General features: G+C 71.4%; 18 protein-coding genes, 3 tRNA genes and 1 pseudogene. 16 read left to right on the top strand and 6 right to left on the bottom strand.

The features are described 5' to 3' along the window. The first annotated feature begins 43 nt into the window (after nucleotides 1-43). Nucleotides 44-826, top strand: coding sequence for a fumarylacetoacetate hydrolase family protein (locus tag HUO13_RS30830; protein ID WP_211898439.1), 783 nt, complete (start codon nucleotides 44-46; stop codon nucleotides 824-826). A gap of 51 nt (nucleotides 827-877) precedes the next feature. Here HUO13_RS30830 and HUO13_RS30825 read toward each other — a convergent pair whose 3' ends face one another. Beyond that, nucleotides 878-2,107: an FAD-dependent oxidoreductase gene (locus HUO13_RS30825; RefSeq protein WP_211898438.1), complete on the bottom strand. Its 1,230-nt coding sequence runs from the start codon at nucleotides 2,105-2,107 to the stop codon at nucleotides 878-880. Between the two features lie 101 nt (nucleotides 2,108-2,208). On the opposite strand from HUO13_RS30825, the gene gltX reads away from it, so the two are divergent. From gltX to HUO13_RS30800, 5 genes are all read left to right on the top strand, one after another. Beyond that, nucleotides 2,209-3,720, top strand: coding sequence for a glutamate--tRNA ligase (gene gltX / locus HUO13_RS30820; RefSeq protein WP_211898437.1), 1,512 nt, complete (start codon nucleotides 2,209-2,211; stop codon nucleotides 3,718-3,720). A gap of 172 nt (nucleotides 3,721-3,892) precedes the next feature. After that, entirely contained in the window at nucleotides 3,893-4,651 is a 759-nt protein-coding gene (locus tag HUO13_RS30815; RefSeq protein ID WP_211903281.1) for an HAD family hydrolase, read from the top strand. A 181-nt stretch (nucleotides 4,652-4,832) separates the two neighbouring features. Further along, nucleotides 4,833-4,904: transfer RNA gene (locus HUO13_RS30810), tRNA-Gln, on the top strand. 54 nt (nucleotides 4,905-4,958) lie between these two features. Then, a tRNA-Glu gene (locus HUO13_RS30805) sits at nucleotides 4,959-5,031 on the top strand. 828 nt (nucleotides 5,032-5,859) lie between these two features. Then, nucleotides 5,860-5,932, top strand: a tRNA-Glu gene (locus HUO13_RS30800). A gap of 242 nt (nucleotides 5,933-6,174) precedes the next feature. On the opposite strand, the gene HUO13_RS30795 is transcribed toward HUO13_RS30800, so the two are convergent. Next, nucleotides 6,175-6,876, bottom strand: a complete 702-nt coding sequence (locus HUO13_RS30795) for an IclR family transcriptional regulator (RefSeq protein WP_211898436.1) — start codon at nucleotides 6,874-6,876, stop codon at nucleotides 6,175-6,177. An 88-nt stretch (nucleotides 6,877-6,964) separates the two neighbouring features. Between HUO13_RS30795 and leuC the strand changes: the two genes are divergently transcribed. The 3 genes from leuC (at nucleotide 6,965) to HUO13_RS30780 (ending at nucleotide 9,876) form a co-directional block, all read left to right on the top strand. Continuing rightward, nucleotides 6,965-8,368 carry a 3-isopropylmalate dehydratase large subunit gene (gene leuC, locus HUO13_RS30790; protein WP_211898435.1) on the top strand — a complete coding sequence of 468 codons (1,404 nt, stop codon included), beginning with the start codon at nucleotides 6,965-6,967 and terminating at the stop codon, nucleotides 8,366-8,368. Nucleotides 8,369-8,396: 28 nt separating this feature from the next. Next, nucleotides 8,397-8,999 carry a 3-isopropylmalate dehydratase small subunit gene (gene leuD / locus HUO13_RS30785; RefSeq protein ID WP_211898434.1) on the top strand — a complete coding sequence of 201 codons (603 nt, stop codon included), beginning with the start codon at nucleotides 8,397-8,399 and terminating at the stop codon, nucleotides 8,997-8,999. Between the two features lie 229 nt (nucleotides 9,000-9,228). Next, on the top strand, nucleotides 9,229-9,876 hold the full coding sequence (locus HUO13_RS30780) for an HU family DNA-binding protein (RefSeq protein WP_211903280.1): 648 nt from the start codon (nucleotides 9,229-9,231) through the stop codon (nucleotides 9,874-9,876). 128 nt (nucleotides 9,877-10,004) lie between these two features. Here the strand turns inward: HUO13_RS30780 and HUO13_RS30775 are convergent, their stop codons facing one another. The 3 genes from HUO13_RS30775 to cofC form a co-directional block, all read right to left on the bottom strand. Continuing rightward, nucleotides 10,005-10,991: an NUDIX hydrolase gene (locus tag HUO13_RS30775; RefSeq protein ID WP_211898433.1), complete on the bottom strand. Its 987-nt coding sequence runs from the start codon at nucleotides 10,989-10,991 to the stop codon at nucleotides 10,005-10,007. Between the two features lie 2 nt (nucleotides 10,992-10,993). Then, nucleotides 10,994-13,273, bottom strand: coding sequence for an RNA degradosome polyphosphate kinase (locus HUO13_RS30770; protein WP_211898432.1), 2,280 nt, complete (start codon nucleotides 13,271-13,273; stop codon nucleotides 10,994-10,996). 98 nt (nucleotides 13,274-13,371) lie between these two features. After that, a complete protein-coding gene (gene cofC / locus HUO13_RS30765) occupies nucleotides 13,372-14,001 on the bottom strand; it encodes a 2-phospho-L-lactate guanylyltransferase (protein WP_211898431.1) in 630 nt (209 codons plus the stop codon). A 112-nt stretch (nucleotides 14,002-14,113) separates the two neighbouring features. Between cofC and HUO13_RS30760 the strand changes: the two genes are divergently transcribed. From HUO13_RS30760 to HUO13_RS30740, 5 genes and pseudogenes are all read left to right on the top strand, one after another. Beyond that, nucleotides 14,114-14,893 carry a lysophospholipid acyltransferase family protein gene (locus tag HUO13_RS30760; RefSeq protein WP_211898430.1) on the top strand — a complete coding sequence of 260 codons (780 nt, stop codon included), beginning with the start codon at nucleotides 14,114-14,116 and terminating at the stop codon, nucleotides 14,891-14,893. Continuing rightward, nucleotides 14,886-15,917, top strand: coding sequence for an NAD(P)H-dependent glycerol-3-phosphate dehydrogenase (locus HUO13_RS30755; RefSeq protein ID WP_211903279.1), 1,032 nt, complete (start codon nucleotides 14,886-14,888; stop codon nucleotides 15,915-15,917). The genes HUO13_RS30760 and HUO13_RS30755 overlap by 8 nt, the downstream gene beginning before the upstream one ends. A 23-nt stretch (nucleotides 15,918-15,940) precedes the next feature. Further along, nucleotides 15,941-17,029, top strand: a complete 1,089-nt coding sequence (locus tag HUO13_RS30750) for a cystathionine gamma-lyase (protein WP_211903278.1) — start codon at nucleotides 15,941-15,943, stop codon at nucleotides 17,027-17,029. A 49-nt stretch (nucleotides 17,030-17,078) separates the two neighbouring features. After that, nucleotides 17,079-17,607, top strand: a pseudogene (locus HUO13_RS30745) (DinB family protein). Between the two features lie 254 nt (nucleotides 17,608-17,861). Then, nucleotides 17,862-18,344 carry a cysteine dioxygenase gene (locus tag HUO13_RS30740; protein WP_211898429.1) on the top strand — a complete coding sequence of 161 codons (483 nt, stop codon included), beginning with the start codon at nucleotides 17,862-17,864 and terminating at the stop codon, nucleotides 18,342-18,344. A 61-nt stretch (nucleotides 18,345-18,405) separates the two neighbouring features. Here the strand turns inward: HUO13_RS30740 and HUO13_RS30735 are convergent, their stop codons facing one another. After that, a complete protein-coding gene (locus HUO13_RS30735) occupies nucleotides 18,406-18,978 on the bottom strand; it encodes a pyridoxamine 5'-phosphate oxidase family protein (RefSeq protein ID WP_432757869.1) in 573 nt (190 codons plus the stop codon). Between the two features lie 150 nt (nucleotides 18,979-19,128). Between HUO13_RS30735 and HUO13_RS30730 the strand changes: the two genes are divergently transcribed. Together HUO13_RS30730 and HUO13_RS30725 are read left to right on the top strand one after the other, a co-directional pair. Further along, nucleotides 19,129-20,535, top strand: a complete 1,407-nt coding sequence (locus tag HUO13_RS30730) for a PLP-dependent aminotransferase family protein (RefSeq protein WP_211898428.1) — start codon at nucleotides 19,129-19,131, stop codon at nucleotides 20,533-20,535. Nucleotides 20,536-20,571: 36 nt separating this feature from the next. Continuing rightward, nucleotides 20,572-21,660, top strand: a complete 1,089-nt coding sequence (locus tag HUO13_RS30725; RefSeq protein WP_211898427.1) for a D-alanine--D-alanine ligase family protein — start codon at nucleotides 20,572-20,574, stop codon at nucleotides 21,658-21,660. Nucleotides 21,661-21,739: the final 79 nt, after the last annotated feature.

The following is a 21,739-nucleotide window of genomic DNA, read 5'->3' as shown; positions in this document are numbered from 1 at the left end:
TCCGTGCGCCGCGGTTCTACTGACTGACTACGGAGGTCCTGCCTTGCGCCTGGCACGTGTCGCCCACTCCGACGGGGTGTCGTTCGTCGCGCTCGAACCGGATCCGGCCGCCCCGAAGGAGAAGGTGCTCGCCGTCGAGATCGACCAGCACCCGTTCGGCGACCCGACCTTCACCGGGCGCAGGTGGCCGATGGCCGACGTCCGGCTGCTGGCCCCGATCCTGCCGTCGAAGGTGATCTGCGTGGGCAAGAACTACGCCGACCACGCCAAGGAGATGGGCGGTGAGGCGCCGGAGACGCCGGTGATCTTCATGAAGCCCTCCACCTCGGTGATCGGGCCCAACGTCCCGATCAAGCTGCCCGCCAACTCCGAGCGGGTGGACTTCGAGGGCGAGCTGGCGGCCGTGATCGGCCAGCCGTGCAAGGACGTCCCAGAGGCGCGCGGCACCGACGTCGTGCTCGGCTACACGATCGCCAACGACGTGACCGCGCGCGACCAGCAGAAGGCCGACGGGCAGTGGACGCGGGCCAAGGGCTACGACACGTTCTGCCCGCTGGGACCGTGGATCGACACCACCGTCGACCCCGCCGACCTCGCGCTGCGCACCGAGCTCGACGGCGAGGTCAGGCAGGACGCCCGCACCTCGCTGCTGCTGCACGACGTCGGCGCGCTGGTCTCGTGGATCTCCCGGATCATGACGCTGCTGCCCGGTGACGTCATCCTCACCGGCACCCCGGCCGGTGTCGGCCCGATGCAGCCGGGCCAGAAGGTCTCGGTCTCCATCGACGGCCTCGGCACCCTGACCAACCCCGTGCAGCAGGGCTGAACCAGGCGGGCCGCGGCTCCGCATCGGAGCCGCGGCCCGGACTCCGCGTTCTCAGCGCAGCGACGCCCGCGGCGGCCGCTCCCGCATCGCCCCGTACGCGAGCAGGTAGGCGGGCACCCTGCGCAGCCAGGGCAGCCTGTTCGCCACGCGCAGCGGCAGCGGCGGGTGGATGCTGTCGGTGAAGTCGATCTCCCCGCGCAGGGCCGGTTCCACGACGTTGTCGTGGATCGCGCGCTGGAGGCGCTGGACCAGCGCGGTGGTGAGCCAGCGCCTGCGCTGGACGGCCACCACGTGCCCGCGCCGCAGGCGCCGCTCGCGCAGCGGTACGGCGAGGTGGCGGGCCGCCGCGACGGCGTCCTGCACGGCCAGGTTGATGCCGATGCCGCCCACCGGTGACATCGCGTGTGCGGCGTCGCCGATGGCGAGCAGGCCCGGCAGGTGCCACTTGCGCAACCGGTCCAGCGTGACGTGCAGCAGTTTCACGTCGTCCCAGTCGCGCACCAGATCCCGGTCCCCGAGCCACGGGATGTTCGCGCGCAGCCGCTCGTTGAACGCCTCGACCGGCCCGGCCCGGTCCTCGGGGTCGGTGTCCTTGGCGATGATGTTGGCGACCTGGAAGTAGTCGCCGCGGTCGATCATCGCGGTGAACGAGCCCCGGCGGATCATGCCGATCGCCCCCGCGGGGTCGTCGGTGTGGCGCGGGACCCGGAACCACCGCACGTCCATCGGGGTGGGGAAGTCGTGCAGCCCCAGCTCCGGCAGGTCGCGCACGAGCGACCTGCGGCCGTCGCAGGCGACGGTGATGGTGGCGCGCAGCTCCCCGGTCGAGCCGTCGCTGGTGCGGTAGCGCACGCCGTTGACCCGGCCGCCCTCCCGGACCAGGTCGGTGACCTCGGTGTTCATCCGGAGCTGGAAGGTGGGTTCCTGCTTGGCCGCGTCGGCCAGCATGTCCAGGAAGTCCCACTGCGGCACCAGGGCGATGTAGTTGTACTTGATCGGCAGCGTCCGGAAGTCGCCGAGCGTCAGGAACCGTCCCTGGGGGCCGGTGGGCACGCGCACGGTCTGGAGCCTGCGCTGGGGCAGCTCGGCGAACCGCTCGGCGAGCCCGAGGTCGTCCATGAGCTGCAGGGTGGTCGGGTGCACCGTGTCACCGCGGAAGTCGCGCAGGAAGTCGTTGTGCTTCTCCAGGACGGTGACCTCGACGCCCGCCCTGGCCAGCAGCAGTCCGAGGACCATGCCGGCGGGTCCGCCGCCGATGATGCAACACGTCGTTCGCTCCATCGCGATCCTCCAAGATTTCAACGGTTGTTGAATAACCTCAGGGTGCCCTGCCGGGACTCGCCGGTCAAGGGCGGAAGCCGACTGGATACGCTGAACGCGTTATGAGCACGCCAGAAGCCACCGCAGAAGCAGTCTCGGGCCGCGAGCCGAACCGTGCCGTGCGGGCGAGGTTCTGCCCCTCGCCGACGGGTACCCCGCACGTCGGCCTCATCCGCACCGCCCTCTACAACTGGGCCTTCGCCCGGCACAACCAGGGCAAGCTGGTGTTCCGCATCGAGGACACCGACGCGAGCCGGGACAGCGAGGAGTCCTACCAGGCGCTGCTCGACGCGCTGCGCTGGCTCGGGCTCGACTGGGACGAAGGCCCCGAGGTCGGCGGCGAGCACGGCCCCTACCGGCAGAGCGAACGGCGCGACATCTACGCCGACGTCGCGCGGCGGCTGCTGGAGGCGGGCGAGCTCTACGAGTCCTTCTCCACCCCGGACGAGGTCGAGGCCCGGCACAAGGCGGCCGGCCGCGACCCCAAGCTCGGCTACGACAACGCCGATCGCGACCTCACCGGCGAGCAGAAGGACGCCTTCCGCGCCGAGGGCCGCAACGCGGTGCTGCGGCTGCGGATGCCCGAGCACGACATCACCTTCGACGACCTGGTCCGCGGGGAGATCACCTTCCCGGCGGGTTCGGTGCCGGACCCGGTGCTGGTGCGGGGCAACGGCGACGCCCTCTACACCCTGACCAACCCGGTCGACGACGCGCTCATGCGCATCACGCACGTGCTGCGCGGCGAGGACCTGCTCTCCTCCACCCCGCGCCAGATCGCGCTCTACGACGCGCTGCGCCGCATCGGCGTCACCGACTTCACCCCCGAGTTCGGCCACCTGCCGTTCGTCATGGGGGAGGGCAACAAGAAGCTCTCCAAGCGCGACCCGCAGTCCAACCTGTTCCACCACCGGGACCGGGGTTTCCTGCCGGAGGGGCTGCTGAACTACCTCGCGCTGCTCGGCTGGTCGATCTCCGAGGACCGCGACGTCTTCACCCTGGACGAGATGGTCGAGGCCTTCGAGATCGGCCGCGTCAGCTCCAACCCCGCCCGCTTCGACCAGAAGAAGGCCGACGCCATCAACTCCGCGCACCTGCGCGCGCTGGCGCCGGACGACTTCCTCGAGCGCGTGGTGCCCTACCTCGTCTCCGGCGGCGTGCTCCCGGCCGAGCCGACCGAGGAGCAGCTCGCCACGGTCCGCGCCGCGGCACCGCTGGTGCAGGAGCGGCTGATCGTGCTCTCCGACGCGGTGGGCATGATGCGCTTCCTCTTCGACGGCGACGACTTCGCCCCGGACCCGGCCTCGGCCGAGAAGGCCCTGGGCGAGGACGCCAGGCCGGTGCTGGAAGCCGCCGTCTCGGCGCTGGACGCGCTGCCGGAGTGGACCACGGAGGCGATCGAGGCCGCCCTCAAGGAGTCGGTCGTCGACGGCCTCGGCATCAAGCCGCGCAAGGCCTTCGCGCCGGTGCGGGTGGCCGTCACCGGACGCACCGTCTCGCCGCCGCTGTACGAGTCGATGGAGCTGCTGGGGCGCGAGGTGTCGCTACGACGTCTGCGCGCGCCGCTGAGCTGATCAGCCTCGCGGGGGCCTACTTTCGCACTCAACCGAATCAGCGCCTCCACTATCACCGTCTTGGGCGAGTCGAATACGGCATGTGAACGCCTAGCCTCTCGGAGTGACATCCGCGCTTGAGATATCGGCAGCTCGCCCACCCGTACAGACCAAGGTCGGCCGCGTTCGGGCGGTGTGCCTGGACATCGACGACACACTGCTGGACAACGAGTCCTCCTCCCGGCAAGGACTGCACGCTCTGGTCGGCAACGACGGTGCGTGGCCGGTGTGGCGGCGGACGACGGAGGAGCACTACGCGCGGTTCGTCGCCGGCGAGATCGGCTTCGACTCGATGTGCACCGAACGCACCCGCGCGTTCTTCGCCGCATTCGGGGAGGAGCTCAGCAACGCCGAGGCGGCGCGCCGCGAATCGGTGCGCATGGCGGCGATGCAGCGCGCCTGGGCGCTCTTCGACGACGCCGCACCATGCCTGGAGTGGCTGCGCGCCGCCGGTCTGAAGCTGGCGGTCATCACCAACGCGCCCAGCGCGTACCAGCGCAAGAAGATCGCCTCGGTCGGGCTCGCCGACACCTTCGACGCGCTGCTGATCTCCGGCGAGGTCGGCATCGCCAAACCCGAGGCCGGGATCTTCCAGGCCGCGTGCGCGGCGCTGGACATGCGCCCCGAGGAGGTCGTGCACGTCGGCGACCGGCTCGACACCGACGCGCAGGGCGCGTCGGCGGCCGGCATGCACGGCGTCTGGCTCAACCGCGGCCCGCAGCGGGTGGACCCGCCCGCAGGGGTGCGCGTGATCAACAGCCTGAGCGAGCTCCCCGAACTGCTCGTGTGCGACTTGCACCCGGACCTCGTCCAGACGCAGGGCTGGATGCCCGCCCAGGACCACCGCATGCCCTCCCCGGACTGCCGCGAGGTCTTCGGGCCGGCCCGCTGACCGCGCCCGGCTCCCGGGCCGCCACTGCCTTGCTCACCTGCGAAAATCCCTCCAGGAGGGGGGTGTTTTCCGGGGCCTTCCGGCGATGGTCTAATATTCTCTGCAGCAAGGCGGACAGCGGCCCGGGAGCCGGACTTCCCTCCAAGAAGCCCGGAAACGAGTGGCTGGACGCCGAAGCCGATGGGGTATGGTGTAATCGGCAGCACGACTGATTCTGGTTCAGTTAGTCTAGGTTCGAGTCCTGGTACCCCAGCGAGAAGATCCGAAGTCGGCATCGCCAGCCGATATCGACTCGGTGATCTCACGCGGTCCCGTCGTCTAGCGGCCTAGGACGCCGCCCTCTCAAGGCGGTAGCGCGGGTTCAAATCCCGTCGGGACTACACGGATGGGCGGACCCTACTCGCGTAGAGCGCGAGTGGGGTCCGTTTCGTTTTGTTGTCGGGGGGCCGAGCCCCCCGGGACCCCCCACGGTGCGGTGGTTGCTTTTCGTTGGCTCCTTGCTTTATTGGGCGTTCCCGGCCTGGGTTGGGACCAGCGGAACCGAACTTCGCCCCTGGCTTTACTTCGCCCCTGGCTTTGGGGGCGGGGCCCGACTTCACCCTGGCTTTCCGGGCGGCCCCGGCATCACCCTGGCGTTGGAACGGTCCTTGCTTCATCCCTGGCTTTTCCGACGGTCCCGGCATCGCTCTGGCTTTCCGGCGGTTCCGGCTTCGCCGCGGCTTTCCGGCGGTCGCAGCATCACCGCGGCTTTCCGGCGGTCCCGGGTTCGTCGCGGCTTTCCGGGGTCTTTAGTTCGCTCTGGGCTTTGGAGGCGTCGTTACTTCGGCACCGGGCTTTTGGGCGGGTCTTTGCTTCGCTGGTGGGTATTGGGGCCGTCTATTGCTCTGCTTGAGTGCGGTTCGGCTCGGATATAAGGGCGCGAGTCGTCCGATCGTGGTCGTGCAATGGGGGCAGCGGTGGCATCCGTCCAGCGGCGATCCAATGGCTGAGTGCGGTGAGCGTGCTTGGGGTTGTGGGCGCGCTTTCGGTTGGAATGCCGATGCCGCCGTGTGGGTGTGGGCGTTGCTACACCGGGCGTCCAGGGCGTGGCTTCGGCGGGTTTGGGGTGGTGCTTGGGGCGTGTATGGCCTTCTGCCTGCGGTGATGGCTTGGGGGAGGGGGGTGTGCGAGGGACGTGAAAGGGTGTTGTAGTCTTTTACCCGTAGCGCGGTCCCGTCGTCTAGCGGCCTAGGACGCCGCCCTCTCAAGGCGGTAGCGCGGGTTCAAATCCCGTCGGGACTACGGAAGAAGCGGCGGGGCCGGTGTGTCGAGGACATACCGGCCCCGCCGCTTTTGCTTGCCTGGACGTCGGTCCTGGCGTCGGAGGGTGTGCGCTGTGGGTGGGGCGGCAGGAACTGGCGTCACCGTGCTGGCACTGCTTCGGCCGGCTGGCAGAGCGGGCCGCTCTCGGCGGCTGAGACGTTCTCCGCCGCGTCGGGTCGTGGGGCGAGGGCAAGAAGCCGCCACGACCCGTTCGCGGCGCCTCAGAGGCGGTTCTGCAGGCCGTCCGCGGCCGCCAGCAGGTCCGCCGCCCAGCGGGCGCCCGGGCGACGCCCCATCCGGTCGATCGGCCCGGACACCGATATGGCCGCCACCACGCTGCCGCCGGAGTCCCGGACCGGCGCCGACACGCTCGCCACCCCGGACTCGCGCTCGGCGACGCTCTGGGCCCAGCCGCGGCGCTTGACCTCCATCAGGGTCCGCTCGCCGAAGACCGCCTCGGCCAGCACGGCCCGCTGCGTCGCCGGGTCGGCCCACGCGGCGAGCACCTTGGCACCGGAACCCGCGGCCATCGGCAGCGCGCTGCCGACCGGCACCGTGTCGCGCAGGCCGCTCGGCGGCTCCGCCGCCGCGATGCACAGCCGCTGCATCCCGTCCCGGCGGTAGAGCTGCACGCTCTCCCCGGTGACGTCCCGCAGTTTGGGCAGCACCTGGGCGGCCGCCTCCAGCAGCGGGTCGACCGCCCCGCCGGCCAGCTCGGCCAGCGCGGCGCCCGGCCGCCAGCGGCCGTCGGAGCCGCGCCGCAGCAGGCGGTGCACCTCCAGGCCCACGGCCAGCCGGTGCGCGGTCGCTCTGGGCAGCCCGGTCCGGCTGCACAGCTCGGCGAGGCCGCACGGTTCGCTGGCGACGGCCTGCATGACGGCCACCGCCTTGTCCAGTACTCCGATACCGCTATGCTGTCCCACGTACCGATACTAACTTCTCGTCATCTGGGAAGTCCACTTCATGGGATGTGACCCCGGCGGGGTCACCACTGCTCGACGCGGAGGAGCGATGGGCAAGACGCTCGCGGAGAAGGTCTGGGAAGCGCACATCGTGCGCCGCGGCGAGGGCTACGAGCCCGACCTGCTCTACATCGACCTCCACCTCGTGCACGAGGTCACCAGCCCGCAGGCATTCGAGGGGCTGCGCCTGGCGGGGCGGCCGGTGCGCCGTCCCGACCTGACGCTGGCCACCGAGGACCACAACGTGCCCACCACGGGCATCGACCTGCCGATCGCGGACCCGGTTTCGCGGACCCAGGTCGACACCCTGCGGCGCAACTGCGAGGAGTTCGGCATCCGCCTGCACCCGATGGGCGACGCCGAGCAGGGCATCGTGCACGTGGTGGGGCCCCAGCTCGGCCTCACCCAGCCCGGCACGACTGTCGTCTGCGGCGACAGCCACACCTCGACCCACGGCGCGTTCGGCGCGCTGGCCTTCGGCATCGGCACCTCCGAGGTCGAGCACGTGCTGGCGACCCAGACGCTTCCGTTGCGTCCCTTCAAGACCATGGCCATCAACATCGAGGGCACGCTGCGCCCGGGGGTCACGAGCAAGGACGTGATCCTGGCCGTCATCGCCAAGATCGGCACCGGCGGCGGGCAGGGCTACGTGCTGGAGTACCGGGGCAGCGCCGTCGAGAAGATGTCGATGGAAGCCCGCATGACGATGTGCAACATGTCGATCGAGGCGGGCGCGCGGGCCGGCATGATCGCCCCCGACGAGACCACTTTCGCCTACCTGCAGGGCCGTCCGCACGCCCCGGAGGGCGCGGAGTGGGACGCCGCGGTCGAGTACTGGAAGACGCTGCGCACCGACGAGGGCGCCGAGTTCGACGCCGAGGTCACCCTCGACGCGGACGAGCTGACCCCGTTCGTCACGTGGGGCACCAATCCCGGTCAGGGCCTGCCGCTGGGCGAGCGGGTCCCGGATCCCGCCGCCATCGCCGACGAGAGCGAGCGCTTCGCGACCGAGAAGGCGTTGGACTACATGGGCCTGGAAGCGGGCACTCCGCTGCGCGAGGTGGCCGTGGACACGGTGTTCCTCGGGTCCTGCACCAACGGCCGGATCGAAGATCTTCGGGCCGCAGCGGACGTTCTGAAGGGCCGCAAGGTGGCTTCGGACGTGCGCATGCTGGTCGTGCCGGGCTCGATGAAGGTCCGCAAGCAGGCCGAGGCCGAGGGGCTCAACGAGGTTTTCACCGCCGCCGGGGCGGAATGGCGTTCGGCCGGTTGTTCGATGTGCCTGGGCATGAACCCCGACCAGCTCACCCCGGGGGAGCGCAGCGCCTCGACCTCCAACCGCAACTTCGAGGGCAGGCAAGGAAAGGGCGGCCGCACCCACCTGGTCTCGCCGCTGGTGGCCGCCGCGACCGCGGTGCGCGGCACCCTCTCCTCGCCCGAAGACCTCGACTGACCACCCCTACCCACCAGGAGCAGCGACGATGGAACCGTTCAAGACGCACACCGGGGTCGGCGTGCCCCTGCGCCGGTCCAACGTGGACACCGACCAGATCATCCCGGCGGTCTACCTCAAGCGGGTCTCCCGGACCGGGTTCGAGGACGCCCTGTTCGCCGCCTGGCGGGCGGACGAGGACTTCGTGCTCAACAACCCGGACTTCCGCAACGGCAGCGTTCTGGTCGCCGGGCCCGACTTCGGCACCGGCTCCTCCCGGGAGCACGCCGTCTGGGCGCTGAAGGACTACGGCTTCCGGGTGGTCATCTCCTCCCGCTTCGCCGACATCTTCCACGGCAACTCCGGCAAGCAGGGGCTGCTGGCGGCCCGCTGCGAGCAGTCCGATGTGGAACTGCTCTGGAAGCTGCTGGAGACCGAGCCGGGCACCGCGGTGACCGTCGACCTGGAGGCCCGGACGGTGCACGCCAAGGACCTCACGGTGCCCTTCGAGATCGACGACTACACCCGCTGGCGGTTGCTGGAAGGTCTCGACGACATCGGTCTGACCCTCCGGCAGGCCGAGACGATCGACACTTTTGAGAAGACCCGGCCGAGCTTCAAACCGGCCACCCTGCCCGCCCGCGCGGGCTGACCAGAGGGCCTCTCCGGGGCGCGTTTTTCCCCTCGTGAAAGGAAAAACGCGCCACCGGGAACTCAACAGAACAGTCCTCCGGCCAGGCACGGGGACCGCTCCGGACAGACACGATTGCCCATGCGCCAACGAAAAAATGGGGCGTGGCGAATGGCATTTGTTTGTTCGGGGCTTTACCGTGGGCATGAGTCGGCCCGACGGGGCCGTTGTTGTCCTGGGAGGGACTGAAGTGAACAAGGCCCAACTCATTGAGGCTCTGGCGGAACGCCTCGGAGACAAGAAGACCGCGAGCAAGGCGGTGGAGGACGTGGTGGACATCATCGTCCGCCAGGTCAACAAGGGCGAAAAGGTCAACATCACCGGCTTCGGTGTTTTCGAGAAGCGCGCCCGCGCCGCTCGCACCGCTCGCAACCCGCGCACCGGCGAGGCCGTCAAGGTGAAGAAGACCAACGTCCCCGCCTTCCGCGCAGGCACCCAGTTCAAGGAAGTCATCGGCGGCACCCGGAAACTGCCGCGCGCCACCGCGGCCAAGTCGGGCACCCGTGCCTCGACCACCAAGGCCGCTGGCACGCGGGCCGCCGCCGCCAAGACCTCCACGACCCGTGCCGCCGCGCCGAAGTCCGCCGCCACCAAGACGGCGGGCACCCGCGCCACCAAGTCGACCACCGCCAAGGCCGGCACGACCAAGGCGCGGACCACCACCAAGGCCGCCACCACCAGCAGGTCGACCGCCTCCAAGGCGGCGCCGAAGAAGGCGACCACCGCCAAGGCGGCCCCGAAGACCGCGGCCAAGAGCACGGCCAAGTCGACGACCGCCAAGACGACGCGTCCGGCGACCCGCAAGGCGACCACGACGCGCAAGACCACCAAGAAGTGAGAACTCGCTTCCCAGGCGAGTCGATTCTCGGGCCTGAACGGGTGGCGTCCTGACCCCACGCGGGTAGGACGCCGCCCGTTTACGGCGTTCGGGGCGGTGCGGGCGGGCCGCAAGGCCCGCCTCGCGCGTCAGGTGACCGGGTCGTCCAGGTAGTCGGCCGCCGCCAGGCGCAGGTTCGGTCCCGTGCCGTCCGACCCGTCGTGGATGCTCCGGAACGCCAGCGTCCACACGCTGCCCTTGCGGCTGTGCACCTCGCCGAGGGAGAGCCCGCCCCGGTCGGCCAGCCGGCTCACCAGGTCCGGAATCACCCCGCCCTGGCTGCACACCACCGTCATGCCCGGCCGGGCGGCGATCCGCAGCAGGCGCCGCAGACCGGCCTCGGGATCGGCCACGTAGCCCTCTTCGGACAGGAGGGGCTCCGATTCCACCACCACGTCCAGCTCCGCCGCGAGCGGCTCCAGAGTCTGCTCGCAGCGGGTTCGAGGCGCCGAATGAACGCGTTCCGGGCCGAACAACCGCAACAGCGAATGCAATGCGTCGCGCTGGCGGATACCGGGTTCGGTGAGCGGGCGGAGCACGTCGTCACCGGTCCACTCCGAGCGCTTTCCCGCTTTGGCGTGGCGCACCAGAAGCACGGTCGGCGCATCCGGCGGCAGAGCGTCGAATGCGTCGAGCACGCGCGCGTCGTGTGGATAAGTGACCAGTCGCCGCGCGCATTCGGTGCTCGTCCACCGCAGTTCGTCGACTTCACTGTTGGGCGTGAATCGGCCCTTTCCCGCGCGGGCGGCGAAGTAGTCGACGACCTTCTCGTCCTTCCCGCCATCGCGGGCGGGCACCGGATAGCTCACGCGCGTCAGCAACCGCGAGAGCACGCACGGAAAGCCGGTTTCCTCCTCGACCTCCCGCACCGCCGCGTGCGCGGCGAGCTCGCCCGGATCCAGCTTGCCCTTCGGCAGCGACCAGTCGTCGTAGCGGGGCCGGTGCACGACGGCGACCTCGATCCCGCCGTCCGGGCCGGGACGCCACAGCACCGCGCCCGCCGCGCGGACGACCGCTGCCACGGCCGGTCCGGGTTCGACTTCCTCGAATACCGGCTGGTTCTGGATGGCCCCCATCGTCAGGACACCTTCGCGCCGTGCTGGCGCAGCATCTCGTCCTGGTGGTCCTTGACCCGCTCGCCGCTGCGCGGCGACGCCTCCCAGTCGCCCTTGGCGTTGAGGACCCAGCAGCGGGTGTCGGGGTTCAGCGCGGAGTCCATCATGCCGTCGAGCTGGGCGGTGAGCTTGGGATCGGTGACCCGCACCTGGGTCTCGATCCGGCGGTCGAGGTTGCGGTGCATCATGTCGGCGCTGCCGATCCAGTGCTCGTCGATGCCGACGAAGTGGAAGACCCTCGAGTGCTCCAGGAAGCGCCCGAGGATCGAGCGCACCTCGATGTTCTCGCTCAGCCCCGGCACGCCCGCCTTGAGCGCGCAGATCCCGCGCACCACGATGCTGACGGGCACGCCGGCCAGCGACGCGCGGTAGATGGCGTCGATGATCTGCTCGTCGACCAGCGAGTTGACCTTCATCCGGATCCCGCACGGCAGGCCCTGGGCGGCCAGCGCCGCCTCGGCCTCGATGCGCTTCTTGATGCCGTTGCGGATGCCCTGCGGCGACACCAGGATCCGCCGGTACTCGCCGTGGCGGGCGTAGCCGGTGAGGACGTTGAACAGGTCGGTGAGGTCGGCGCCGATCTCGGCGGACGCGGTCAGCAGCCCCAGGTCCTCGTAGATGCGGGCCGTCTTGGGGTTGTAGTTGCCGGTGCCGAGGTGGCAGTAGCGGCGGATGGTGGAACCCTCCTGCCGCACCACGAGCGCGGTCTTGCAGTGCGTCTTGAGCCCCACGAGCCCGTAGACCACGTGCACGCCCGAGCGCTCCAGGGTCCGCGCCCACTGGATGTTGGCCTGCTCGTCGAAGCGGGCCTTGAGCTCCACCAGCGCCACGACCTGTTTGCCGGCCTCCGCGGCGTCGATGAGCGCGTTGACGATCGGCGAGTCACCGGAGGTGCGGTACAGGGTCTGCTTGATGGCCAGCACGTGCGGATCGGCGGCGGCCTGCTCGATGAAGCGCTGGACCGACGTGGAGAACGCGTCGTAGGGGTGGTGCACCAGCACGTCGCCCTCGCGCAGCGTCGAGAAGATGCTCTTGGGCGTCTGCCCCTCGGCGAAGGCCGGGTGGGTCGCCGGGACGAAGGGTGGCTCCTTCAGGTCCGGCCGCTGCAGCTTGTCGAGCTGGAACAGGCACGACAGGTCGAGCAGCCCGGGCACCTCCACCACGTCGTGCTGGTCGACCTCCAGCTCCCGCAGCAGCAGCTCGAGCATGTTCTCGCTCATGGTCTCGGTGACTTCCAGCCGCACCGGCGGCCCGAAGCGCCGCCGCGCGAGCTCCCGCTCCATCGCCTGCAGCAGGTCCTCGTCGCGGTCCTCCTCGACCTCCAGGTCGGCGTTGCGGGTGACCCGGAAGATGTGGTGCTCGGTGACGACCATGCCGGGGAAGAGCTTGTCCAGGTGCGCCGCGATGAGCTCTTCCAGCGGCAGGAAGGTCGCGCGCTCACTCTCCCGGTCGGACTCCACCCGGATCAGCCGCGGGACGTTGTCGGGAACTTTGACCCTGGCGAAGCGCCGGATGCCCGCGTCGGGGTCGGCCACGGTGACCGCGAGGTTGAGCGAGAGCCCCGAGATGTAGGGGAACGGGTGGGCGGGGTCGACCGCCAGCGGAGTCAGCACCGGGAAGATGTGGTCCTCGAAGTAGGTGCTCAGCTTCTGCTGGTCGGGCTCGTCGAGCTTGTCCCACGCGAGGATCCGGATGCCGTTGGCGGCCAGCTCGGGCAGCAGCTCGTCGAGGAAGATGCGGCCCTGCTTCTCGGTGAGGTCCTGGTTGCGGGCCGCGATCCGGGCGAGCTGCTCGTGCGGTGTCAGGCCGTCGGCGCTGCGCACCGAGAGCCCCGTCTCCTCGCGGCGCTTCAGCCCGGCCACCCGGACCATGTAGAACTCGTCCAGGTTGGACGCGAAGATCGCAAGGAACTTGGCCCGCTCCAGCACCGGCTGCGACGAGTCCTCGGCTACCGCCAGCACCCGGGCGTTGAAGTCCAGCCAGGACAGCTCGCGGTTGAGGTAGCGCTCCTCGGGCAGGTCGGTGATGATCGCCGCGCGGGTCGCCGCGGGTGGGGCTGCCGGTACGCGGGAGTCGCGGGGTTCGGCCGTCGCGGGGCCCGTCAGGACGTCCGGCGCGGTGGTGCCGCGCTGGGCCGAACGGGGGGCGCGGCGGCTGGTGGGCGTCCTGCCTTCGGTCGCCGCCCGGGTCCTGCGCGGCGGCTTCGCTTCCCGATCGCTGCTGTCCGTACTCACAGCGCCCATTGTCACTCATCAGGGCGGCTTCGCTCGACCTTTGAGGGCTGCACCACCTCGGGCGGCTCACGGCGATCGCCGTCGGTCACCCAGTGCCGCCCGGACGGTTACCACCGGGCTCGGACGAGGCGGGCGGTGCGGGGGCCGAGGCCGAGCCGGTTCGCGGCGCGGAGGTCGTCGGAGGTGTCGACGTCGCAGCGCAGCGAGTCCCACGGGCCGTGCAGCGTCTTGGCGCCGGAACGCTCGTGGGCGGCCGACGATCCGACGCCGAAGCGGGGCTCCAGCGGGCGGCAGGGTTCGGCGAGCAGCAGCGTCGTGCCGGTGCCCTGGCGGTCCGGGCAGTACGAGCGGTCGTCACCGGCCGCGCCCAGCGCGTCGGCGAGATCTTCCGGCCGCAGCGCGGGCAGGTCGGCCTGCAGCGCGCCGACGCGGCGCACGGCGGCCCTCGCGCGCAGCAGCGCGTCGGCGTGGCGCAGTGCCTCGTTCAGGCCCGCCGAGGGGGTGTCGGGCAGGACCTCCACGCCCATCGCGGCGAACTCGCCGGTCAGCCGCGCGTCGGAGGTCACCACCACGACCTCGGCGACACCACGCGCGGCGCGTGCCGCCTCGACGGTGTCCAACGCCACCGAAGTGACCAGCGCCGCATGCGCGGCTGGTGCGGACCCCGCGGCGCGCAGCCGCGTCTTTGCCAGGTGCAACGGCTTGATCGGGACGATGAGGTGCGAACCGGTGGTCACGACCGACATCTTCCGCCCGGCGGCGCGCGGGCGGCAGGGCCGCCCGCTGTGCGAGCTTCACCCGGCCGGGAAGGTACGTTGACAGCCGCTCGTGACGCGGAAGGAGTCGGGCGTGACCGAACCGAGGAGTCTCCGGCGCAGGCGGAGGGCCACCAACGAGAAAGCACGCGGGCTCGGCAAGTTCTGGCTGGGGCTGGCCCGGTCGGTCTGCTACCCCCTGACCGGCCTGCTGGCCCGGACCAGGGTCACGGGCCTGGAGAACATCCCCGCCGAAGGCCCGGTCCTGCTGGTCTACAACCACGTCTCGCACCTGGACCCGGTCTTCGACGCGGTCACCGTGCACCGGGCGGGGCGCATCCCGCGGTTCCTCGCCAAGAGCTCGCTGTGGAAAGTGCCCGTGCTGCGCAACGTCCTGAACGGGGTCGAGCAGATCCCCGTCTACCGGGGCACCGCCGACGCGCAGAAGAGCCTGCGGGCGGCGCACGAGGCGATGGAGAAGTCCAAGGTCCTCATCATCTACCCCGACGGCACCATCACCAAGGACCCCGAGGGCTGGCCGATGACGCCCAAGTTCGGCGTCGCGCGGCTGGCGCTGGGCCACGAGGTGCCGGTGGTGCCCGTGGCGCGGTGGGGCACCCGCGACGTCTACGACCACTACCGGAAGAAGTTCCGCCCGTTCCCGCGCAAGACCGTCCACGTCCGGCTCGGCGAGCCGCTGGACCTGTCGGCGTACCGCGGGCGGGAACTGGACAACCAGCTGCTGCGCGAGGTCACCGACGTCGCGATGCACCGGGTCCGCGACCTGCTCGGCGAGATCCGCGGCGAGGAGCCGCCCGCGGAGTACTACTCCGCGGCCCGCAAGCGCGGCCGGAGCGAAGATGGCGATGCCTGAGCAGGCGGATCGGGCCGGGCGCGTCCCGGCGAAGATCGCCGTGCTCGGCGCGGGATCGTGGGGCACCACCTTCGCGAAGGTGCTCGCCGACGCGGGGACCGACGTGACGCTGTGGGCGCGGCGGGCCGAGGTCGCGGAGGAGATCAACTCCACCCGGGTCAACACCGGTTACCTGCCGGAGATCGTGCTGCCGCAGCGGCTTCGGGCCACCGACGACGCGGCCGAGGCGATGCACGGCACCGACGCCGTGGTGCTGGCCGTACCGAGCCAGACGCTGCGGGAGAACCTCGCGGGCTGGCAACCGCTGCTGCCTGAGCGCGCGACCCTGGTCAGCCTCGCCAAGGGCGTGGAGCTGAGCACGCTCAAGCGGATGAGCGAGGTCGTCAGCGAGGTGGCCGACGTCGCGATGGACCAGGTCGCCGTGGTGTCCGGGCCGAACCTGGCCCGCGAGATCGCCGCCGAGCAGCCGACCGCGACCGTGGTCGCGTGCAACGACCACGACCGGGCCGTCGCGTTGCAGCAGGCGTGCTCGACGCCGTACTTCCGGCCCTACACCAACACCGACCTGGTCGGCATCGAGCTCGCCGGGGCGTGCAAGAACGTGATCGCGCTGGCCTGCGGGATGGCCGTCGGGCTCGGCTACGGCCACAACACGATGTCGTCGCTGATCACCCGCGGACTCGCCGAGACCACCCGGCTCGGGGTGGCGCTCGGCGCGGAGGCGATGACCTTCGCCGGGCTGGCCGGTCTCGGCGACCTGGTCGCCACCTGCATGTCGCCGTTGTCGCGCAACCGGACCTTCGGCGAGCGCCTCGGCCGTGGTGAGACGCTGGCGCAGGCCCAGGACGCCGCGCACGGTCAGGTCGCCGAGGGCGTGAAGTCGTGCTCGTCGATCCGCCAGCTCGCCGCGCGCACCGGCGTCGAGATGCCGATCACCGATGTGGTGCACCGGGTTTGCCACGAGGGGCTCGAGCCCGGGCCCGCGGCGGCCGAGCTGCTGGGCCGCGAACGCAAGGCGGAATAGGAGGAACGGCTGTGGGAACGCCGATGGCGGACTTCGGGGACGGCACGCGCTGCGTCCATGGTGGCCAGGCCGCGCCGGAACCGGGGGCACCGCTGTCGCACGGGCCGGTGTTCGCCGCGCCGTACCACCTCGGCGGCGGCGACTTCTACGGCCGCGCGGGCAATCCGGGGTGGCGGGCGCTGGAAGAGGCGATCGGGGAGCTCGACGGGGGCCGCTGCGTGCTGCTGCCGTCGGGGATGGCCGCGATCAGCACGCTGCTGCGTTCGGTGCTTCGCGCCGGCGACTCGCTCATCCTGCCGTCGGACGGCTACTACGCAACCAGGCAGCTGGTGCGCGACGAGTTCGCCGAGCTGTCGCTCGACGTGCGCGAGATCCCCACCGCCGGACCGTGGGACGACGGCGTCTTCGACGGAGTGCGGCTGGTGCTGCTGGAAACGCCGTCGAACCCCGGCCTCGACGTCTGCGACATCGCCGCGCTCGCCGAGCGCGCGCACGCGGCGGGCGCGCTGGTGGCGGTCGACAACACCACCGCCACACCGCTCGGGCAGCGTCCGCTGGAGCTCGGCGCCGACATCGTCGTCGCCAGCGACACCAAGGCGCTGGCCGGGCACAGCGACCTGCTGATGGGCCACGTCTCGGTGCGCGACGAGGACCTCGCCGAGCGGCTGGTCCGGGCGCGCACGCTGTCCGGGGCGATCCCGGGGCCGTTCGAGACGTGGCTGGTGCACCGCAGCATGGCGACGCTGGACCTGCGGCTGGCGCGGCAGGCCGAGAACGCGGCGGCGCTGTCGGAGGCCCTGCGCGAGCACCCGGCGGTTTCCGGCCTGCGCTGGCCCGGGATGGCCGCCGACCCCGCGCACGAGCTCGCGCGGCGGCAGATGCGCCGCTGGGGCGGAGTGCTGCGCTTCGAGCTGGCCGGCGCCGGTGCGGTCGAGGAGTTCGTCCGGCGCAGCCGGCTGGTCGTGGCGGCGACGAGCTTCGGCGGCCTGCACACCACGGCGGACCGGCGGTCGCAGTGGGGCGACCCGGTGCCGGAGGGCTTCGTGCGGCTCTCGGCGGGTTGCGAGGACACCGCCGACCTCGTCGCCGACGTCGTGCAGGCCCTCGGCTGAGTCTTCGCTGCGGCGCCCCGAAACACTCACGGGCCTCTGGTCTTCGGTCATGGCCAACGTGGTCGAACCGCCGCCCGAGCCCTCGGTGACGCTGAGCAACCCCGCCGAGCTGCTCGCCGGATACCTGGATTTCTACCGGTACGCCGTGCTGTGCAAGCTCGACGGCCTCTCCGATGACGAGGCCCGCCGCAGCCGCGTGCCCTCCGGCTGGGTGCCGCTGGGGCTGCTCAAACACCTCGCCCACGTCGAGCGCCGGTGGTTGCAGTGGGGGTTCGCGGCCGAGGGTCGACCGGCCGTGGGCCGACCACGAACCCGGCGGCGACGACCGGTGGCTGCTCGAACCGGACGACACCCTGGAGAGCGTCCGCGAGTTCTTCCTCGCCCAGTGCGAACGTTCCCGCGCGATCGTTGCGGGCGCGCGCCTGGAGGACCGCTCGGCCGTCGGCGGCCGCTTCGGGCCCGGCGACGAACCGCCCACCCTGGCGTGGATTCTGTTCCACCTGCTCCAGGAGTACGCCCGCCACGTGGGCCACCTCGACATCGCGCGGGAGCTCGGCGACGGCGTCACCGGCGAGTAGCCGCGCGGCGGGAGCGCTCCACAGTGTGAGATGTGCCTGGTCGGTTTGACGCCGGGACGCCGCTGCTGGTTCAGTGAGCGGCGTGTACATGCGTGCCTTTGGTGAGCGGAGAGGTCACATCGACCTTCGCCGGGTAGCCAGCGCGCTCTGTCCTTCGCGGTGATCCATCCCACCGACCCTGCGGGTTGATGGCACGGCCGCGCGCCGTTCGCGCCGTCCCCGCCTCGCCAAGACGCCGAAGGACACCTCGAACCGTGTTTGCCGTTCCGCCGAACACCGTCGCCGTTCCCGCCAACCGCGCCATCGCGCACCCCGTGCGCATCGCCCGCGAGCTGGCCTCCGCCCGCAGCAGCTGGGCCCACCTCGTGCGCTACGACCCCGAGCAGCGCTGGTTCGGGCTGCTCGAACGCACCGAGGAGCACGAGGCTTGGCTGCTGACGTGGCTGCCGGGCCAGCACACCGAGCTGCACGACCACGGCGGCGCCACCGGCGCCTTCACCCTCGTCTCCGGGGAGCTCTCCGAGCGCGTGATCCAGGACCGCGCCACGGGCCCGGTCGAGACGCTGCACCCGCTGGTCGAGGGCCAGTCGCGGGTCTTCGGGCCCAACTACATCCACCAGGTCAGCAACGAAGGCCAGGACCCGGCGATCAGCATCCACGTCTACCGCCCGGTCCGGGCGCCGATGCGGGTCTACCGGAGCAATCCCTACGAGGGCGTGCGGCGCGTCTCCGAGTAGGTCCGCGGCCCGGCCGGGGTGTCCTCGCGCCGGAACCGGCGGCCGGGCCCGCGCCTGGTCGTCAGGGCATCTTCCGGTTCGCCACGTGGTCGGGCACGGCGAAGTCGCCGGGCAGGTCGTGGTTCGGTTCCGGCTCTCCCCACTGCGCGCGCAGCGGCAGCACGCCGGCCCACGCGGAGTTGGCCTCGATGTCCTCGGCGTCGTCGTTGGCGCCACCGGAGCGGATCTTCACGGCGGCTTCGTCGAGGCTCAGCGCGACCACCGCGGTCTTGGCCAGCTCCTTCTTGTCGGGTTCCCGGCTGTGCTCCCACGACCCGGGCGCCAGGTGCTCGGTGATCGCGCGAAGACCCGCCAGCCGTTCGTCCGGGTCGGTGACCAGCCGGGCGCGTCCGTGGATCACGGCGCTGCGGTAGTTGACCGAGAAGTGGAACACCGAGCGGGAGTAGACCACGCCGTCGACGTGCGTCACCGCCACGCAGACCTCGGCATCCTCGGCCGCCTCCCGCAGGCTGCGCGCGCCCGTCGAACCGTGGAGGTAGAGCGTGTCGCCGATGCGCCCGTAGCCGGTCGGCAGCACCCGCGGTGCGCCGTCGACCACGACACCGAGATGGCACACGAGCCCGGCGTCGAGCACGGCATGCAGTTCGGCGCGGTCGGTCCTGGCGCGGTCGCGGCCGCGCTGGATGCGGCTCCGGTCGGTGGGGGAGAGAGTCGTGGGAGTCACGCTGAACAGGATCTTCCCAGAAGTGGCATTATCGAAGTGCCAATCAGGGAGAACTTTCAAATGCCACATTCGGTGCCCGCGGCGAGTTCGCCGCTCCTGGAACTGGCCATCGACCTGCGCCGCGACGACCAGCGCCCGCTCGCCGTGCAGCTCGCCGACGCGCTGCGGCAGGCGGCCGGCGCCGGCCAGCTCCGCGGCGGCGACCGGCTGCCCTCCACCCGCGCCTTCGCCCGCCACCTGGCGGTGAGCCGCACCGTGACGGCCGCCGCCTACGAGCAGCTGCACGCCGAAGGCTGGATCGTCGGCAAGCACGGCTCGGGGACCTACGTCACCACCACCCCGCCGGGCACCGTCTCGGCGCCTCCGGCAGCGACGCGCCGCGACCGCACCGCCGGCGGCGAGATCGACCTGACGCCGGGAGCGCCGTGGGCAGCCGGCATCGACCGGGCGGCCTGGCGGCGCGCGTGGCGCGCGGCGGCCGACGCGGCACCGGCATCGGGCCCCGAGCGAGCCGGGCTCGACGAGTACCGCTCCGCCGTCGTGGACCACCTGCTGCGCCACCGCGGCCTGGTCGTCGGTGGGTCGCCGGTCGAGACCGTCCTGGCCACCGGGGGAACCAGCGCCGCCCTGGGAGAGCTGGCGTCCACCGTCCTGGGCAGCGGGGAAGCCGTCGCGGTGGAGGAACCCGGGTACCAGCGGGCAGTGGGGGCGCTGGACGCCGCGGGCATCCGGGTCGTCCCGGCCCCGGTCGACCACCAGGGCATCGTCGTCGATGCCGTCCCGCGCGGCGTCCGCGCCGTCTACTGCTCGCCGGCGCACCAGTACCCGATCGGCGGGCGGCTGCCCGCGGACCGCAGGGTGGCGCTGGTGGAGCGGGCCCGCGCCGAGGGCTGGCTGATCATCGAGGACGACTACGACGGCGAGCTACGCTACGACGTCGCACCGCTGCCGGTCCTGGCCTCGATGGCTCCGGACGTCGTGGTGCACCTGGGAACGACCAGCAAGATCCTCACCCCGACCCTCGGCGTCGGCTGGATGCTGGCGCCCAAGCACGTCGCCACCGCGGTCCTCGAACACCGGGCCCGCACCGGCACCCGCCCCGCCCCGGCAGGGCAGCGGGTGCTGGCAGAGTTCGCCCGCCACGGCGACCTGGGCAGGCACCTGCGGCGCCTGCGGCGGGAGCTGTCCCAGCGCCGTGCGCTGATCGTCGAGCGCCTGGCCGAGCACGGCATCGAGGTCTTCGGCGACCAGGCGGGCGCGCACGTGGTGTTGCCGCTGCCCGACGCGGCGACCGAGCGGCGGGTCGTCGACCGCGCCCGTGCGGAGGGCGTGGTCCTCGACGGGCTGCGACGCCACCACTGCGGCCCGCAGCAGTGGTTCGGGCTCGCCCTCGGCTACGCCTCCTGCTCCCGCGCCGAACTGGAGGCCACGCTGCCGGTACTGGCTCATCTGTGCGGTGACACGTGACTGGCTCGCGCTCACCCAGCAGGTAGGGTCCCGCGCATGACACAGCGCAAGACCCGGGTGGCGGTCGTCTTCGGCGGACGCAGCACCGAACACGGCATCTCGTGCGTCTCGGCCGGCAGCGTGCTCGCCCACCTGGACCGCGACCGCTTCGAGGTGGTGCCCGTCGGCATCACCAAGGAGGGCGCCTGGGTGCTGGCCGGCGACGACCCGGAGGCCCTGGAGATCCAGGACCGCAGGACGCCGGAGATCACCTCGGGCAAGGCGGTCGCGCTGCCAGGCGACCCGACGCGGGACCTGATGTACCTGGAGCCGGGTCGCGGCGGCGAGGTGCTGTCGTCGGTCGACGTGGTGTTCCCGGTGCTGCACGGCGCCTTCGGCGAGGACGGCACCATCCAGGGCCTGCTGGAGATGGCCGGGGTGCCCTACGCCGGTCCCGGCGTGCTCTCCAGCGCGGTGGCGATGGACAAGGAGTACACCAAGAAGCTGCTCGCCGCCGAGGGACTGGCGGTCGGCACCTACGAGGTCCTGCGCCGCGACCAGTCCACTCTGGACCAGCGGCAGCGCGAGCGCCTCGGGCTGCCGGTGTTCGTCAAGCCCGCCCGCGCAGGGTCGTCGCTGGGCATCACCAAGGTCACCGACCACGCCGACCTCGACGACGCCATCGCCGAGGCCCGCCGCACCGACCCGAAGGTCATCATCGAGTCCGCGGTGACCGGGCGCGAGGTCGAGTGCGGTGTCCTGGAGTTCCCCGACGGCCGGGTCGAGGCGTCGCTGCCCGCCGAGCTGCGCGTGACGGGCGACTCCACCTGGTACGACTACGAGTCGAAGTACCTCGACGACGTCACCGAGTTCGACATCCCCGCCAAGATCGGCGACGACGCCATCGAGCGCATGCGCGAGTCGGCGGTGACCGCGTTCCGCGCGCTGGAGTGCCAGGGCCTCGCGCGGGTGGACTTCTTCGTCGCCGACGACGGCGAGCTGATCGTCAACGAGGTCAACACCATGCCGGGCTTCACCGCGATCTCGCTCTACCCGCGGATGTGGGCCCAGACCGGCGTGGACTACCCGACGCTGCTGAGCACCCTGATCGACACCGCCATCGCGCGCGGCACCGGCCTGCGCTGAGCCGCCCACTGGCCCCGGACGAGGGCTCGGGGATGCACTCGGGATGAGCGAAGCTCGTGGTCTTGGGTGACCACCCGGG

This window comes from Saccharopolyspora erythraea (assembly GCF_018141105.1).
GTDB lineage: Bacteria > Actinomycetota > Actinomycetes > Mycobacteriales > Pseudonocardiaceae > Saccharopolyspora_D > Saccharopolyspora_D erythraea_A.
Note: the sequence above shows the minus strand (reverse complement) of the source record. Positions and strands in the feature narration are given on the sequence as shown.

Excerpts from the sequence above, each read along its gene's own strand:
- HUO13_RS30825 (WP_211898438.1), bottom strand. The coding sequence starts at position 2,107 with ATGGAGCGAACGACGTGTTGCATCATCGGCGGCGGACCCGCCGGCATG.
- gltX (WP_211898437.1), top strand. The coding sequence starts at position 2,209 with ATGAGCACGCCAGAAGCCACCGCAGAAGCAGTCTCGGGCCGCGAGCCG.
- leuC (WP_211898435.1), top strand. The coding sequence starts at position 6,965 with ATGGGCAAGACGCTCGCGGAGAAGGTCTGGGAAGCGCACATCGTGCGC.
- leuD (WP_211898434.1), top strand. The coding sequence starts at position 8,397 with ATGGAACCGTTCAAGACGCACACCGGGGTCGGCGTGCCCCTGCGCCGG.
- HUO13_RS30775 (WP_211898433.1), bottom strand. The coding sequence starts at position 10,991 with ATGGGGGCCATCCAGAACCAGCCGGTATTCGAGGAAGTCGAACCCGGA.
- HUO13_RS30770 (WP_211898432.1), bottom strand. The coding sequence starts at position 13,273 with ATGGGCGCTGTGAGTACGGACAGCAGCGATCGGGAAGCGAAGCCGCCG.
- HUO13_RS30755 (WP_211903279.1), top strand. The coding sequence starts at position 14,886 with ATGCCTGAGCAGGCGGATCGGGCCGGGCGCGTCCCGGCGAAGATCGCC.
- HUO13_RS30750 (WP_211903278.1), top strand. The coding sequence starts at position 15,941 with ATGGCGGACTTCGGGGACGGCACGCGCTGCGTCCATGGTGGCCAGGCC.
- HUO13_RS30730 (WP_211898428.1), top strand. The coding sequence starts at position 19,129 with ATGCCACATTCGGTGCCCGCGGCGAGTTCGCCGCTCCTGGAACTGGCC.
- HUO13_RS30725 (WP_211898427.1), top strand. The coding sequence starts at position 20,572 with ATGACACAGCGCAAGACCCGGGTGGCGGTCGTCTTCGGCGGACGCAGC.